The organism is Streptomyces sp. V4I2 (assembly GCF_030817655.1).
In the GTDB taxonomy this organism is placed as follows: Bacteria; Actinomycetota; Actinomycetes; order Streptomycetales; family Streptomycetaceae; genus Streptomyces; species Streptomyces plumbiresistens.
Genome location: NZ_JAUSZM010000003.1, coordinates 2,183,481 through 2,198,232, shown reverse-complemented (window position 1 = coordinate 2,198,232; position 14,752 = coordinate 2,183,481). Strand labels below are relative to the sequence as shown.

The 14,752-nt window shown below is 70.3% G+C and carries 12 protein-coding genes and 1 pseudogene; 6 read left to right on the top strand and 7 right to left on the bottom strand.

From position 1 onward, the window contains the following. Nucleotides 1-11: 11 nt before the first annotated feature. Nucleotides 12-575 carry an arginine repressor gene (locus QFZ76_RS11035; protein ID WP_307673552.1) on the top strand — a complete coding sequence of 188 codons (564 nt, stop codon included), beginning with the start codon at nucleotides 12-14 and terminating at the stop codon, nucleotides 573-575. 128 nt (nucleotides 576-703) lie between these two features. Here QFZ76_RS11035 and QFZ76_RS11030 read toward each other — a convergent pair whose 3' ends face one another. The 7 genes and pseudogenes from QFZ76_RS11030 to QFZ76_RS11000 form a co-directional block, all read right to left on the bottom strand. Beyond that, a complete protein-coding gene (locus QFZ76_RS11030) occupies nucleotides 704-1,441 on the bottom strand; it encodes an FAD:protein FMN transferase (RefSeq protein ID WP_307673551.1) in 738 nt (245 codons plus the stop codon). A gap of 55 nt (nucleotides 1,442-1,496) precedes the next feature. Further along, nucleotides 1,497-2,597 carry an FMN-binding protein gene (locus QFZ76_RS11025; protein WP_307673550.1) on the bottom strand — a complete coding sequence of 367 codons (1,101 nt, stop codon included), beginning with the start codon at nucleotides 2,595-2,597 and terminating at the stop codon, nucleotides 1,497-1,499. Nucleotides 2,598-2,625: 28 nt separating this feature from the next. Beyond that, on the bottom strand, nucleotides 2,626-4,008 hold the full coding sequence (locus QFZ76_RS11020; protein ID WP_307673549.1) for a ferredoxin reductase family protein: 1,383 nt from the start codon (nucleotides 4,006-4,008) through the stop codon (nucleotides 2,626-2,628). Nucleotides 4,009-4,183: 175 nt separating this feature from the next. Further along, nucleotides 4,184-4,882 (bottom strand): L,D-transpeptidase, encoded by a 699-nt coding sequence (locus tag QFZ76_RS11015; RefSeq protein WP_307673548.1) that lies wholly within the window; start codon nucleotides 4,880-4,882, stop codon nucleotides 4,184-4,186. Nucleotides 4,883-4,991: 109 nt separating this feature from the next. After that, on the bottom strand, nucleotides 4,992-6,674 hold the full coding sequence (locus QFZ76_RS11010; protein WP_307673547.1) for a heme peroxidase family protein: 1,683 nt from the start codon (nucleotides 6,672-6,674) through the stop codon (nucleotides 4,992-4,994). Nucleotides 6,675-6,783: 109 nt separating this feature from the next. Next, on the bottom strand, nucleotides 6,784-7,365 hold the full coding sequence (locus QFZ76_RS11005; RefSeq protein WP_307673546.1) for a pyridoxamine 5'-phosphate oxidase family protein: 582 nt from the start codon (nucleotides 7,363-7,365) through the stop codon (nucleotides 6,784-6,786). A 120-nt stretch (nucleotides 7,366-7,485) separates the two neighbouring features. After that, nucleotides 7,486-8,383 (bottom strand): annotated as a pseudogene (locus QFZ76_RS11000) (hypothetical protein). A 170-nt stretch (nucleotides 8,384-8,553) separates the two neighbouring features. On the opposite strand from QFZ76_RS11000, the gene QFZ76_RS10995 reads away from it, so the two are divergent. From QFZ76_RS10995 to QFZ76_RS10975, 5 genes are all read left to right on the top strand, one after another. Continuing rightward, nucleotides 8,554-9,747 carry an argininosuccinate synthase gene (locus QFZ76_RS10995; RefSeq protein WP_307673545.1) on the top strand — a complete coding sequence of 398 codons (1,194 nt, stop codon included), beginning with the start codon at nucleotides 8,554-8,556 and terminating at the stop codon, nucleotides 9,745-9,747. A gap of 141 nt (nucleotides 9,748-9,888) precedes the next feature. Beyond that, the gene (gene argH / locus QFZ76_RS10990; RefSeq protein WP_307673544.1) at nucleotides 9,889-11,322 is read left to right on the top strand and encodes an argininosuccinate lyase; all 1,434 of its coding nucleotides are present in this window, start codon (nucleotides 9,889-9,891) and stop codon (nucleotides 11,320-11,322) included. Nucleotides 11,323-11,507: 185 nt separating this feature from the next. Continuing rightward, the gene (locus QFZ76_RS10985) at nucleotides 11,508-12,479 is read left to right on the top strand and encodes an aldo/keto reductase (protein WP_307673543.1); all 972 of its coding nucleotides are present in this window, start codon (nucleotides 11,508-11,510) and stop codon (nucleotides 12,477-12,479) included. 82 nt (nucleotides 12,480-12,561) lie between these two features. Continuing rightward, the gene (locus tag QFZ76_RS10980; RefSeq protein WP_307673542.1) at nucleotides 12,562-13,113 is read left to right on the top strand and encodes a TetR/AcrR family transcriptional regulator; all 552 of its coding nucleotides are present in this window, start codon (nucleotides 12,562-12,564) and stop codon (nucleotides 13,111-13,113) included. Further along, the gene (locus QFZ76_RS10975; RefSeq protein WP_307673541.1) at nucleotides 13,110-14,714 is read left to right on the top strand and encodes an MFS transporter; all 1,605 of its coding nucleotides are present in this window, start codon (nucleotides 13,110-13,112) and stop codon (nucleotides 14,712-14,714) included. Before QFZ76_RS10980 ends, QFZ76_RS10975 begins: the two co-directional genes overlap by 4 nt. The last annotated feature ends 38 nt before the right edge of the window (nucleotides 14,715-14,752 follow it).

Sequence of the window (14,752 nt, the reverse complement as noted above, 5' to 3'; positions counted from 1 at the left end):
ATGAGACGACGATGAGCCAGGCGCAGGAGCACGAGCAGACCGCGGGGCCTGCCGTACCGCAGACCCGCACCGCACGGCACCGCCGGATCGTGGACATCCTCAACCGGCAACCGGTGCGCAGCCAGAGCCAGTTGGCGAAACTCCTCGCCGACGACGGGCTGAGCGTCACTCAGGCGACGCTCTCCCGGGATCTCGACGAGCTGAACGCGGTGAAGATCCGCAACGCCGACGGGGACCTGATCTACGCGGTACCGAGCGAGGGAGGGTTCCGCACGCCGCGGGTCCCTCTCGGGGGGTCGGCGAAGGAAGAGCGGATGCGGCGGCTGTCGGCGGAGCTGCTGATCTCCGCGGAGGCGTCCGCGAACCTGGTCGTTCTGCGGACGCCGCCGGGTGCCGCGCAGTTCCTGGCCTCGGCCATCGATCAGGCCGAACTGCACGACATTCTGGGGACCATCGCGGGTGACGACACGTTGCTGCTGATCAGCCGGGATCCTCTTGGGGGGCAGGCGTTGGCGGATCATCTGCTGCGGCTGGCTCAGAACGGGAACGGGCAGGCGCACGGCCACGGGCACTGAGGGGGCCCGCACCCCCGAGGTCGGCTCAACCGCGGGCAGTCGTGCCGCCTGGGGCGGCTCCCGACCCACAGATAACGGCACCCCGTGAGCGCCGGGCTGCGCGACCCACCTCCCAGCAGTCGCGCCGGTCAGCCCAGCCGCGCCGCCAAGCCCCCCGTGCACCGCACCTCGTCGCCCGCCGTGATCAGGAGCGCCTCCACGTCCGGCAGCGCCTCCAACCACTCCAGGGCTTCCCGCGAACCCATCGCGAACGCCGCCGTCGCCCAGCAGTCCGCCCAGGTCAGGCGGGGGGCCACGACGGTGACCGCCAGCAGGTCGGTCACCGCGGAGCGGCCCGTGCGCGGGTCGACGATGTGGGTGCCGCGCTCGGCCGTGCCGGACGTGGCGACGGCCAGTTCGGGGACGCCCGACGCGGAGACGACGGCCGCAAGTCCCCCCGGCCGCAACGGATCCGACACCCCGACCCGCCACGGCCGCTCCGGCGCCGGCACGCCCAACAGCTGAACGTCCCCGCCGCCGTTGACACTCACCCCGGTCGCCCCGGCCTCGGCGAGCCGTAGGGCGGCACGCTCCGCGGACCAGCCCTTGACGATGCCGGTCGGGTCGAGGCGGCCCTCGTAGCGCATGCTGAACCAGCCGTCGCTGGCCCGTTCGGCCTCCGCGCCGAGGTCGAGCACCTCGGCGACCATCGGATCGCACTCCTGGACGGTCAGTTCGCCCCGGGCCAGCCGGGAGACCTCGCTGTCGTCGCGGTACGTGCTGAACACCTCGTCGACCCGGTGCAGCCCGGCCACCGCCTCGCGCAGTGCCGCCTGTATCGCACCGGGATCCCCGCCGCGGACGTCGAAGGAGAAGACCGTCCCCATGACCTCCTCCGCATGACGTACCGCGGCGGGAGCTTGTGCCGAATCGGCCACCGTGTCAGCCACCGGCCTGGTCCAGGGCCGACTGCAGGGACTTCTTGTAGCCGGCGCTGGTGTAGGTGGCTCCGGAGACGGCGTCGATGTCGGCGGTGCCGGCGGCGATGGCTGCCTGGTTGAGTTTGGGTACGGCGTTGGCGGTGATCTGGTCGCTCTGGCCGCCCTTGGGTGCCTGGACGGTCTCGGCCTTGGTGATCTTGCCGCCGGCGACGGTGATGCGGACCTGGACGGCGCCGTACTGGGTGTCGACGGCGTCGCCGGTGACGGTCTTGGCGGCCTGGGCGTCGCCCGAGCCCTCCGCGGCACCCGACCCGGCGCCCGACCCGGCATCCGCCGAGGTGCCCGCCTGGTCCAGGGCCGACTGCAGGGACTTCTTGTAGCCGGCGCTGGTGTAGGTGGCTCCGGAGACGGCGTCGATGTCGGCGGTGCCGGCGGCGATGGCTGCCTGGTTGAGTTTGGGTACGGCGTTGGCGGTGATCTGGTCGCTCTGGCCGCCCTTGGGTGCCTGGACGGTCTCGGCCTTGGTGATCTTGCCGCCGGCGACGGTGATGCGGACCTGGACGGCGCCGTACTGGGTGTCGACGGCGTCGCCGGTGACGGTCTTGGCGGCCTGCGCGTCGCCCGAGCCCTCCGCGGCACCCGACCCGGCCGTGGAGTTGGCCTTGTCGATGGCGGACTGCAGCGACTGCTTGTAGCCGGTGCTGGTGTACGTCGCTCCGGACACCGCGTCGATCTGCGCGCTCTGCGCGGCCACGGTCGCCGCGTTCAGTTTGGGTACGGCGTCGGCGGTGATCTGGTCGCTCTGGCCACCCTTGGGCGCCTGGACCGTCTCCGCCTTGGTGATCTTGCCGCCCGCGACGGTCAGCCGGACCTGGATGGCGCCGTACTGGGTCTGGGCCGCGTCCCCGGTGACGATGCCGGTCCCGGCGGGCTGGGCGCCGCCCTGGGCCGACTGCCCCGCCGCCGGCGGCTGAGACGCGGCCCCGCCGGCCGCCGCGGAGGACGGATCGGACGACGGTTTCAGTGACAGGACCAGCACGACACCGGACACGGTGGCGGCGGTCGCGAGCACGACACGTCGGATGGGGTGACTCTTCCTCATTGCTTCCAAGCTCCTGAAGTCCCGTCGCTCACATCTCGAACGACTCGTGATGGATGCGGCGGGCGGGCACACCCGCGCCGCGCAGTGCTTCGTACACGGACTGCGCGAACCCGGGCGGGCCGCACATGAATACGTCGTGGTTGTCGATGTCCGGCAGCTTCTGCCGCAGCCGCTCCGCCGAGATGTCGGGGCGTTCCCCGTCCGGGCTGTTGACCGCGTACATCAGCCGGGCCCCGCGCTCGTCCGCGATGGTCGCCAGCTCGTCCCACAGGGCCAGGTCCTGGGTGCTGTTGGCCCGGTAGAGCAGGGTGATGTCACCGGACGCGCCGGGCAGCGTCTCGAACAGCGCCCGCATCGGGGTGATCCCGACGCCGCCCGCGACCAGCAGCACCTTGCCGCGGCTGCGGCGGGCGGCGGTCAGCGCGCCGTACGGGCCCTCGGCCCACACCTTGGTGCCGGGCGTCAGCTCGCGCAGCCGTTCGCTGTGGTCGCCGATCGCCTTCACCGTGATCCGCAGCATGTCGGGGCGGGGCGCCGCCGACAGGGAGTAGGGGTGCGAGCTGAACCGCATGCCGGGTGCCAGGAACCGCCAGCGGAAGAACTGGCCGGCCTCCGCGCCCATCCGGTGCAGCTTCCGCCCGCCGATCAGCACCGACACGATGCCCGGGGTCTCCTCGATGACCGCCTCCACGTACATCCGGTGCCGCAGGTTGAGGCGGATCGGGGTGAGGATGCGGTACCAGATCACCAGCGCCGTCACCGAGCCGTACAGGCCGTACCAGACGGTCTTCGCGGCCGGTTCGACGACGAACTCGTTGCCGGTGGTGAGCTGGTGCCAGAACGTCAGGAACACCGCCGCGTACGTCAGCAGGTGCACGTGGTACCAGGTGTCGTACGGAATCCTGCGCCGGACCGGGCCGATCGAGAGCAGCCCGATGACGAACAGCAGACCGGTGCCGATGGCGGCCTTGCCCATGTCCGGCAGCTGGTTGATGGAGTCCATCGTCTGCTGGACGATGTCGCCGAGGCCCTTGCCGGCCTGGAGGGCGTACCCCCACATGATCAGGAAGACGTGGGCGACCGTCAGACAGAGCGTGTAGCGGCCGCTCATCGCGTGCCAGCGCGCCACCCGGTCGGAGCCCACCCGGCGCTCCAGCGCGGGGACCCGAGCCATCTGCAGCACCACCAGCGCCATGAGGTACCCGGCGAGCAGTCCGGTGATCCGGCCGGCGTTGAGGATCTTGCCGTTGTTGTCGCTGATCGACGGCGTGTTGGCCCACCACAGCCACACCACTCCCACTGCGCCGGCCCACACGGCGAGCAGCAGCAGGGTCGCCGGGGAGCGGCGCGGACGAATGCGGCGCATCGTCTGGCGGCGGGCGGCGCGGCCGCCTGCGAGCGTGGTGGTCACGGTTCCTCCGAGGGCGGGGCAAGGGGGGTGGCGTGGTCCCTTGGCCCTCAGATACGTGCCGCGACGCCCGTGTGTTCAGCCGCCTGCCGAGTCTCGTGCGGACTGGAGTGACTGGCGGTAACCCGTCACCCCGTTACCCTGTCCGCCATCCGCCATCCGCCATCCGCCGTCCGGCTCAGTACCGGGTGATCTCCGTACGTCCGCTCACGGTCCCGATCGCGAGGTGCGGCTTCTTGCCGGGCTCGGCCCACCGCAGAATCCGCCGCATGGCATCCGACGGCACGGACACACAACCGGCGGTGGCTCCGCGCCCGTCGACATGCAGGAAGATGCCGGCGCCCCGCCCTCGCACCGGCTCGGCGTAGTTGAAGCCGACGACCATCGCGTAGGCGTACTGCGTCCCGTACGAGATCAGCCGCTCGGCCTCCGCGGCCGCGCAGTGGGCGGGACGCGGCTCCACCCAGCGGTTGTAGGAGCGTGAGTCGTTGTCCTGGCACCACCAGGAGTTCTGCCGCACGGGCCGGTACTTGTACGTCGTCCCGCCCGGCGCGGACTTGATTCCGAACGCGTACGGCAGGTCGTACAGCCCGGTCGGTGTGGTGTTCGTGCCCTGCCTGCGGGAGGAGCCCTCCACCAGCCCGTTCGCCCCGAAGCGGGCCTTGGCGGAACCGGCCTTCAGCCAGCGTCCGTCGCGCCGGTCCCACCACGTCACCGTGCCGGACGTCGAGCCGGTCTTCGCGGCCACCGCCGTGATCAGCTGGCTGCCGCCGCCGGTGTCGGCCATGCGCGCGGGCAGCGGCGGGCCGCCGCCGGGGGCGGCACCGAGGACGAGCAGGGACGCGGACACCAGGGCGGCGAGGACAGCGGAACGCATGGCAACGACCGTAGGGTCGCGCGGCGGCGACGGCACGGAGGATGGGCCATTCGGGCCGGTCCCTCAGTGCCGTCGCCGCCGATGCCACCGCTTGCCGAGACCTCCGGGCTCAGGGGCCCAGCGGGTTGAGCAGGTCGGCCCGCTCCTTGAAGGCGTACAGCAGCAGGTCGGTCATGCCGAACGTGTCCTGGGCGTTCCGGTCGGCGACCGGGCTGAGGAACGGCCGCCAGAACGGGTCACGCACGAGGGAGTGACGGCTGCCCTCCATGGCGCGGTGGAACACCTCGGCGACGATGCGCCCGCCGACGCCCGTCAGCCGCCCGCTGCCGTTCACCTCGGCCTCGAGGAGGATGTAGAACCACAGCGGGCAGTTCTCGGCGAGCTTCTTCCAGAGCCCCGGGCTGAGTTGGATGCCGCCGGCGTTCGCGAAGTCGGACGGCGCGAGCGGCTTCACGCCGAGGTACTGGGCCATCTGCTGACCTGTCGCCAGGCTGATCATGTTCGCCCGGGTGAGGTTGCGGAAGGCCAGGTTCAGCTCGATCGGCTTGGGAGCCGGCCCGCCGCGGCCGCCGAAGGAACCGAGCGGAAGACCCGCCAGCGGATTGACCAGTTGGGGGTCGATCCGCTTGGCGAGGTTGAACTTCTCGGCCGGTACGGTCAGATCGTCCCGGCCCGCCTCACTGAAGTCGAACAGGCGCCGGAAGTCGGCGATCCAGTTGGTGGGCAGCCGCTCGAAGAAGCCCGCCTCGGGGTCGGAATCGTCGCCGGACGGCGGAGAGAGGGTGCCGCTGGTGCCGGTGAACTGGAAGAGCAGCCGCAGCGTGCCCGCGCCGTTGTCGAAGATCCGGTTCCAGTTGTACGCCCCGCGCACCATGCTGTGGCCCAGCCGGTAGGCGGCCACGGAGAACTCGATCGGCATGGTCGGGTACTCGTTCTCGCCCGGGGCCGGCTCGAAGAACGTGCGGCCCTGGGTGAACACCTCGTCGACGATGCCGGGGTCGACGATCCTGGGCAGGAAGTCGTGCCGCAGCATCCACTGGTAGTGCTTGACCACGGTTTCGCGTGCCGTCTCGAACACGACCGCGCTCGACACGCCCTTGTCGATCAGGTCGGCCACGACCCGGTTGTGGAACCGGATGAAGGCGCAGTGGACCTGGGCCACGACGAGGTTCTCGTCGTTGCGTCCGTCCGGGATCAGCGGTCGGCGCCGCTCGGAGATCAGCGAGCCGGCGCCCACCCGGGGCAGGTCGAAACCGCTGAGGGGCAGGCCCACGATGTGGTCGCCGTCGGGATCGGGCAGTCCCTGGGTCGTGCCGGTGCGCAGCCGGAGGCCGTCGTCCTCGTAGAACCGCCGGTCGAAGCGGTGGTCCGGGCCCAGACCGTAGAGGCTGTCGAGGTCCAGGGCGGGCGAGCGGCCCTGCAGGAGCTGGCCGAGCGTGACGTCGTCCTCCAGCTGCGTCGCCGTGGCGTCCAGGGTCAGGTCGTGGTCCACGAACTGGCCCAGATAGGTGAAGCCGGCCGGTACCGCGGGGTTGCTCGAGTCGGGCTGGGGCCCGGCCTTGGTCATCGCGGCGGCGAGTTCCTCGCGGTCGGCCCGGTCGAGAAGCTGGGCCGGCTCCGCCTGTGGGCCCAGCCGGGAGAACTGGAACTTGCGCAGGGCCGCGACGGTCGACGTCGGAAGCGGCTGCGCCGGGTTGCCGTTCGCGGAGCCGGCGAGGATGCCCTCGCCGACCACGAAGTAGGAATCACGGACATGGCGTTTGCTCTGAGGTTCGCGCGTCGGTCGGAACATGAATCCCCCATCTGTTCGTGCGCCCAGGCTAGGGGGCAAGCACGGCGGAAGGGAGAATTCCGTCAATATGCACAAGAAGCTTGTGTATGTATAGATCAAATAAAAGCTACTAAATCGGGCGCAGTGGCAGCGGCAGCCCGGGGAGCCCGTCCATGCTCGTGGCGATGTGGTCCTTCTTGGCGAAGTACTCGCTGAGCGAGTCGTCGTCCTCGCGGGCGAAGCGCTGCCCGTGCAGTTCGCGCTCGGAGTCGTACGACATGAACGGCACCGCGAACCCGCAGGAATCCCGGATGAGTTCGGCCCGTACGACGATGATCGCGCGCAGCCCGTGCGGGGTCGGGTCGATGTCGGGGAAGTGCGCGAGCAGTTCCTTGAAGCGCGGGTCGTCGCGGAACACCGGCTCGCCGCGGCCGTGTACGCGCACGATGTTCGGCGGGCCCTGGAAGGCGCACCACATCAGGGTGATCCGGCCGTTCTCGCGCAGGTGGGCGATCGTCTCCGCGGTGGATCCCGCGAAGTCCAGGTAGGCCACGGTGAGTTCGTCGAGAATCACGAACGAGCCCTTGAGGCCCTTGGGGGAGAGGTTCACCGTGCCGTCCCCGGACAGCGGAGCCGACGCGGTGAAGAAGAGGGGCTGTTCCTCGATGAACCTGCGGAGTCGGCCGTCTATGCGCTCATAAGTCTTTCCCATGTCTAACGATTATGGGTGCAAGTCTTTCGCCTGTCTAATGAATAGCGAGGTCCGCTTCGCGGACGTGTCCGTGGCCGCCCCGGCCGGCGCTCACACGGGGCGGCCACAGCGCCTGTCAGGTCACTCGGTGACCGTGCAGGCGGCCAGGGAGTCCAGGCCCGCGGGCTTCTCGGCGGTACGGCCGATGGAGATGGCGATGCGGTCGATGGTCGACACGCGCTTGTCCGCCAGCGGGCCGAGGATGGCGTTCTGGACGAAGTTGGGTCCGCCCTGGCCGACGGTGTCGACGAGTCGCTTGTTGGCCTCGTCGATCTGGGTCTGGAGCAGTGCCAGGTTGCGGTCGACCTCAGCCTGTGCGGTGGCCGGGGATCGCGGGCAGCTGGGAGGCGACGTCCGGGCAGCTGATGGCGCCCGCCGCGCCGGCCTCGCCCGTGTCGCCTGCCTCGCCGGTGTCCTCGCCGGCCTCCCCGGTCGCGGTCTCGCTCGGCGTGGCCTCGGCCTCGCCGCCGGCCTCCTCGCCCGCGCCCGCGTCCTCGCCCGCGTCCTCGCCGGTCTCGGCGGCGCCGTCCGCGTTGAGCGCGCACGGTGCGAGCGCGTCGAGGCCGGCCGGCTTCTCCGCCGTACGGCCGATCGCGGTGGCGATGCGGTTGACGGTGGCGATCCGCTTGTCCTCCAGGGGGCCGAGGATGGCGTTCTGGACGAAGTTGGGTCCGCCCTGGCCGACGGTGTCGACGAGTCGCTTGTCGGCCTCGTCGATCTGGGTCTGGAGCAGTGCCAGGTTGCGGTCGACCTCGGCCTGTGCGGTGGCCGGGATCGCGGGCAGCTGGGACGCGACGTCCGGGCAGCTGATGGTGCCTGGACCGGCCAGCGTCCGGGCGTTCGTGCTGCCGCTCTTCGATCCCGCCGACTCCCCGGCGAGGGCGGAACCGGCGATGACCGCGCCGGTCATGACCACCGCGGCGGCGCCGCCGATCAACGCGACGCGACGCTTGTTGTACTTCGGAAGAGCCCTGGACATGCGGATGCCTCACTCGGGTCAGGTGGTCTCGGCAGTGACAAACGCGGCGCCTGCGTTCGGCGAGAGATACGGGAAAGCGGTTTCCCGTGTTCAAACCCCGGTGAGATTGACGAATCATGCAGACTCCTGCATACTCATGCATGTCAGCGAAGCACTGTGAGGAGAACCCGATGACCGAGCGCGTCGTACTCGCCTACTCGGGCGGTCTGGACACCTCCGTCGCCATCGGCTGGATCGCCGAGGAGACGGGCGCCGAGGTCATCGCCGTCGCGGTCGACGTCGGTCAGGGCGGCGAGGACCTGGACGTCATCCGCAAGCGCGCCCTCGCGTGCGGCGCGGTCGAGGCCGAGGTCGCGGACGCCAAGGACGAGTTCGCCGAGGAGTACTGCCTCCCGGCGATCAAGGCCAACGCCCTCTACATGGACCGCTATCCACTGGTCTCCGCGCTCTCCCGGCCGACGATCGTCAAGCACCTCGTCGCCGCCGCCAAGAAGCACGGCGCCACCACCGTCGCCCACGGCTGCACCGGCAAGGGCAACGACCAGGTCCGCTTCGAGGCCGGCATCGTCGCCCTCGCCCCCGACCTCCAGTGCATCGCCCCGGTCCGCGACTACGCGATGACCCGCGACAAGGCCATCGCGTTCTGCGAGGAGAAGCAGCTCCCGATCGCCACCAGCAAGAAGTCCCCGTACTCCATCGACCAGAACGTCTTCGGGCGCGCGGTCGAGACGGGCTTCCTGGAGGACATCTGGAACGCGCCGATCGAGGACATCTACGAGTACACCTCGAACCCGGCCGAGCCCCGCGAGGCCGACGAGGTGATCATCACCTTCAAGGAGGGTGTCCCGGTCGCCATCGACGGCAAGCCCGTCTCGGTGCTCCAGGCCATCCAGCAGCTCAACGAGCGCGCCGGAGCCCAGGGCATCGGCCGGATCGACATGGTCGAGGACCGGCTGGTCGGCATCAAGTCCCGTGAGGTGTACGAGGCTCCGGGCGCGATCGCCCTGATCACCGCCCACCAGGAACTGGAGAACGTCACCGTCGAGCGCGAACTGGCCCGCTACAAGCGGCAGGTCGAGCAGCGCTGGGGCGAACTGGTCTACGACGGCCAGTGGTTCTCCCCGCTCAAGCGCGCCCTGGACGGCTTCATCAACGAGGCCAACCAGCACGTCAGCGGTGACATCCGGATGACCCTGCACGGCGGCCGCGCGGTTGTCACCGGCCGGCGTTCCCAGTCGTCGCTGTACGACTTCAACCTGGCGACGTACGACACGGGCGACACCTTCGACCAGGCCGCGGCCAAGGGCTTCATCGACATCTACAGCCTGTCGTCGAAGATCGCCGCGCAGCGGGACCTGGCGTAGGCAGTACGGACCCTGCGCAAGCAGTAGCGTGAATGCCGCCTCCCTGACCGCCGGTCGGCAGGGAGGCGGTGGCACATCCACGACCATGCCTTGACACGACCTGCCTTTCTTGACACGACCTGCCTTTGAGGAGCAACGCAAGTGAGCAGCAACAGCGGTGACGTACGGCTCTGGGGCGGCCGTTTCGCCGACGGTCCCGCCGAGGCCCTGGCGAAGCTGTCCGCGTCCGTCCACTTCGACTGGCGGCTCGCGCCCTACGACATCGCCGGTTCGCGTGCCCACGCGCGCGTGCTGCACAAGGCGGGGCTGCTCACGGAGGACGAGCTGACCCGGATGCTCGCGGGCCTCGACCAGCTCGAGACGGACGTGGCATCGGGCGAGCTCGTCGGCACCATCGCCGACGAGGACGTCCACACCGCCCTGGAGCGCGGTCTCCTGGAGCGTATCGGCCCCGACCTCGGCGGCAAGCTCCGCGCCGGCCGCTCCCGCAACGACCAGGTCGCCACTCTCTTCCGGATGTACCTGCGCGACCACGCCCGGATCATCGGCGGCCTGATCGCCGAACTCCAGGACGCCCTGATCGGCCTCGCGGAGGCCCACCCGGACGTGGCGATGCCCGGCCGCACCCACCTCCAGCACGCCCAGCCGGTGCTCTTCGCCCACCACGTCCTCGCGCACGTCCAGCCCCTGTCCCGGGACGCCGAACGCCTGCGCCAGTGGGACGAGCGGACGGCCGTGTCGCCGTACGGCTCGGGCGCCCTCGCCGGCTCCTCCCTCGGCCTGGACCCGGAGGCGGTCGCTCGCGATCTGGGCTTCGAGCACGGCAGCGTCGGCAACTCCATCGACGGCACCGCCTCCCGCGACTTCGTCGCCGAGTTCGCCTTCATCACCGCGATGATCGGGATCAACCTCTCCCGGATCGCCGAGGAGATCATCCTCTGGAACACGAAGGAGTTCTCCTTCGTGACGCTGCACGACGCGTTCTCCACGGGCTCGTCGATCATGCCGCAGAAGAAGAACCCGGACATCGCGGAGCTGGCGCGCGGCAAGAGCGGCCGCCTGATCGGCAACCTGACCGGCCTGATGGCGACGCTCAAGGCCCTCCCGCTCGCGTACAACCGCGACCTCCAGGAGGACAAGGAGCCGGTCTTCGACTCCTGCGACCAGCTGGAGGTCCTGCTCCCCGCCTTCACCGGCATGATCGCCACCCTCACCGTCCACCGCGAACGCATGGAGGAACTGGCCCCGGCCGGCTTCTCGCTCGCCACCGACATCGCCGAGTGGCTGGTCAAGCAGGGCGTGCCGTTCCGGGTCGCGCACGAGGTCGCGGGTGAGTGCGTGAAGGCCGCCGAGGCCGACGGCATCGAGCTGGACGGTCTCACCGACGAGCAGTTCGCGAAGATCTCCGCCCACCTGACCCCCGAGGTGCGCTCCGTCCTCAACGTGCCCGGCGCCCTCGCCTCCCGCAACGGCCGCGGCGGTACGGCGCCCAGCGCGGTCGCCGTCCAGCTCGCGGAGGTCAAGGCGGACGTGGCGGCGCAGCACGCGTGGGCCACCGCCAAGGAGAAGCGGTAAGGGAAGCGCCCCTCAGGGGCGCGGGGCTGTATCGATCTGCGGCTCCGCCGCGCGGGCGCGACAAGCCACGAACGACCGGCACTCGCCCATCCACCGCAGGCCCCGAGCTCAACGGCGATCACGAGAAGGGCATCGCGGGTTACGTTGGTCTCAAGCCGTACCGGAGCCGACCAACGGAGCCCGCGATGCCCTTCGCCCGACTGGCCACAGCAACAACCCCCACCTGCCACCTCGGGCTCGGCCTCGCAGCCGTCGGCCGCCCCGGCTACATCAACCTCGGCCGAGACCACGACCTCGGCGAGAACCGCAGTGTCGAGACGCTGCGCACCCGCACCCACGAACTCCTCGACGCCGCCTACGCCCAGGGTGTCCGTTACTTCGACGCGGCCCGTTCCTACGGCCGTTCCGAGGAGTTCCTCGCCGACTGGCTGAACGCCCGCCCCGACATCGACGACATCGTCGTCGGCAGCAAGTGGGGCTACACCTACACCGCGGCCTGGAGCACCGACGCCGACCGGCACGAGGTCAAGGACCACACGCTCGCCACCTACGAGAGGCAGCGCGCCGAGAGCGACGAACTGCTCGGCGACCGGCTCGACCTCTACCAGATCCACTCGGTGACCCCGGACAGTCCGGCCCTCACCGACAAGGAACTCCACGCGAAACTGGCGGAAGCCGCCGCGCGGGGCCTCACGGTCGGCTTCTCCACCAGCGGCCCCGCCCAGGCCGACGCGATCCGGGCCGCGCTCGCCGTGACCGTCGACGGCGAGCCCCTCTTCCGTACCGTCCAGTCGACGTACAACGCCCTGGAGACCTCGGCCGCCCCCGCGCTCGCCGAGGCACGCGAGGCCGGACTCACGGTCATCGTCAAGGAGGCGATGGCCAACGGGCGCCTCGCGGAGCCACACGCACCGGACGCGTTGAAGGCCGTGGCCGAGGAAACGTCTCTGGGCTGCGACGCGGTCGCCCTCGCCCTCGTCCTGCGCCAGCCGTGGGCCGGTGTCGTCCTCTCCGGCGCCGCGACCGTCACCCAGCTCTCCTCGAACCTGCACGCGGCGGTCGTGGACCTCGACGAGGACCAGCTGAGCCGGCTGGCCGCACTGGTCGAGGAGCCGCGGGCGTACTGGGAGAAGCGCGGGCAGCTGCCCTGGCACTGAGAAGTCCCTGACGGGCACAGGCGGGTGAGACGTCCATGCCCGTCATGAGACAAGAATGTCTCATGTGGGCTATGGTTGTCTCATGGCCGTCGATCGTGACCTCGTACTGCGCAGCGCCGCAGCCCTGCTGACCCGCAAATCCACCGCGACCATGGACGAGGTCGCGAAGGCGGCCGGGATCAGCCGGGCCACCCTGCACCGCCAGTTCGCCGGGCGTGACGCGCTGGTCCGGGCGCTGGAGGCACTCGGCATCGCGGAGTGCGAGGCGTCAGCGGACGCCGCACGGCTCGACGACGGCCCGGCCCAGGAGGCGCTGCGCAGGTTCGTGAAGGAACTCGAACCCGCCGCCGGACTGCTCGCCTTCCTCTACACCGAGAACCAACTGTTCGAGGGCGAGGAGCAGAACGAGGGCTGGGCCCGCCTGGACGCCCGGATCGCCGCGCTGTTCCGCCGCGGCCAGGCCACCGGCGAGTTCCGCATCGACCTGACCCCGGCCTGGCTCACCGAGGCGCTCTACGGCCTGATGGCCTCCGGCGCCTGGGCCGTGTCGGAGGGGAGGGTCGCTTCCAAGGACTTCACCTACATGATCACCGAGCTGCTGCTCGGCGGCTCACTACGGAGAGAGGAATCATGACCAGCACCCTGCAGCCGGCGACCCTGACCGAGGCGGTGAAGCGCCCCGGCCGTTGGCTCGCGCTGTCCGTCCTCGTGCTCGCCGTGCTGCTGGTGACCGTGGACGCGACCGTCCTCGGCCTGGCGACCCCCTACATCAGCGAGGATCTGCAGCCCTCCGGCACCCAGCTCCTGTGGATCGGTGACGTCTACTCCTTCGTCATCGCCGGTCTGCTCGTCTCCATGGGCAGCCTCGGCGACCGCATCGGCCGCAAGCGGATCCTGCTCATCGGTGCCACCGCCTTCGGCGCGGTCTCCGTCCTCAACGCCTATGCCACGACACCCGAGATGATGATCGCTGCCCGGGCGTTGCTCGGCGTCGCCGGCGCGACCCTCATGCCCGCCACGCTCGCCCTGATCCGCAACCTCTTCCACGACCCGCGCGAACGCAGCCTCGCCGTCGGCATCTGGGGCGCGACAGCCTCCGCGGGTACCGCGGTCGGGCCCATCGTCGGTGGGTTTCTGCTCGAACACTTCTGGTGGGGCTCGGTCTTCCTGATCAACCTGCCCGTGATGGCGGTCCTGGTCCTCGTCGGCATCAAGCTGCTGCCCGAGTCGCGGAATCCGCGTCCCGGCCCGTGGGACATGATCAGTGTCGTGCTGTCGCTGGTCGGCATGATCGGTGTGGTGTACGCCGTCAAGGAGGCCGCCACCCACGGCATCACGTGGGAGACACTCGCCTCGGGCCTGCTGGGCGCGGGCGCGCTGTACGGCTTCGTACGCCGCCAACTCACCCTGCCTACACCCCTGTTGGACATGCGACTGTTCCGTCACCGCGGCTTCAGTGGAGCGGTCCTCGCCGACCTGCTGACCATCCTCGGTCTGTCCGGGCTCGTCTTCTTCCTCTCCCAGTATCTGCAACTCGTCCAGGGCAGGCGGCCGTTGGAAGCGGGCCTGGCCGAACTGCCCGCCGCCGTGGGCGCGGTGGTGGCCGGTCTGATCGCCGGCTCGATGGCCCGGCGCTTCTCGGTCCGGTCCGTCGTCTCCGTAGGCCTCGCGTCCGTAGGCCTCGCACTGGCCGCGCTCACCGTGATCGACCAGTCCACCGGCTACCCGTTCCTCGGCACCGCGCTGCTGTTCGTCGGCATCGGAGCCGGCTTCTCCTTCACCGTCACCGCCGACGTCATCCTGGGCTCCGTACCCAAGGAACAGGCGGGCGCGGCATCCGCGGTGTCCGAAACGGCGTACGAACTCGGCGCGGCCCTCGGCATCGCCGTACTCGGCTCGATCGTGACGGGCGTCTACCGCGACTTCAAGGGCCCGGCGGGTACACCGGCGGAGGCGCACGAGTCGCTGGGCGGGGCGGTGGAGGCGTCGGCGGGCTTGCCGGCGCATACGTCGGAGGCGATGTTGGACGCGGCGCGGGGCTCCTTCGTGGACGGACTTGCGCTGGCAGCGGGTGTGGGGGCGGCAGTGCTGCTCGCTGCGGCGGCAGCGGCTTGGTTCCTGCTCCGAGGCCAACGGTTGGACAGCGCCGCCCAGGGGCGCGGGGAACTGCGCGATCAGGCCCCCCGACCCGCACTCGCTCCCCGTCCTCAGCCAGCCCCTTCATTCGACCTTTAAGCTCGTTTTCGCCCTCACCTGATGGTCTTGGCTCCGTA

Coding starts and splice junctions, on each gene's coding strand:
- QFZ76_RS11035 (WP_307673552.1), top strand. CDS start 12: ATGAGCCAGGCGCAGGAGCACGAGCAGACCGCGGGGCCTGCCGTACCG.
- QFZ76_RS11030 (WP_307673551.1), bottom strand. CDS start 1,441: ATGGGGACGGTCTTCTCCTTCGACGTCCGCGGCGGGGATCCCGGTGCG.
- QFZ76_RS11025 (WP_307673550.1), bottom strand. CDS start 2,597: ATGAGGAAGAGTCACCCCATCCGACGTGTCGTGCTCGCGACCGCCGCC.
- QFZ76_RS11015 (WP_307673548.1), bottom strand. CDS start 4,882: ATGCGTTCCGCTGTCCTCGCCGCCCTGGTGTCCGCGTCCCTGCTCGTC.
- QFZ76_RS11010 (WP_307673547.1), bottom strand. CDS start 6,674: ATGTTCCGACCGACGCGCGAACCTCAGAGCAAACGCCATGTCCGTGAT.
- QFZ76_RS11005 (WP_307673546.1), bottom strand. CDS start 7,365: ATGGGAAAGACTTATGAGCGCATAGACGGCCGACTCCGCAGGTTCATC.
- QFZ76_RS10995 (WP_307673545.1), top strand. CDS start 8,554: ATGACCGAGCGCGTCGTACTCGCCTACTCGGGCGGTCTGGACACCTCC.
- QFZ76_RS10985 (WP_307673543.1), top strand. CDS start 11,508: ATGCCCTTCGCCCGACTGGCCACAGCAACAACCCCCACCTGCCACCTC.
- QFZ76_RS10980 (WP_307673542.1), top strand. CDS start 12,562: ATGGCCGTCGATCGTGACCTCGTACTGCGCAGCGCCGCAGCCCTGCTG.
- QFZ76_RS10975 (WP_307673541.1), top strand. CDS start 13,110: ATGACCAGCACCCTGCAGCCGGCGACCCTGACCGAGGCGGTGAAGCGC.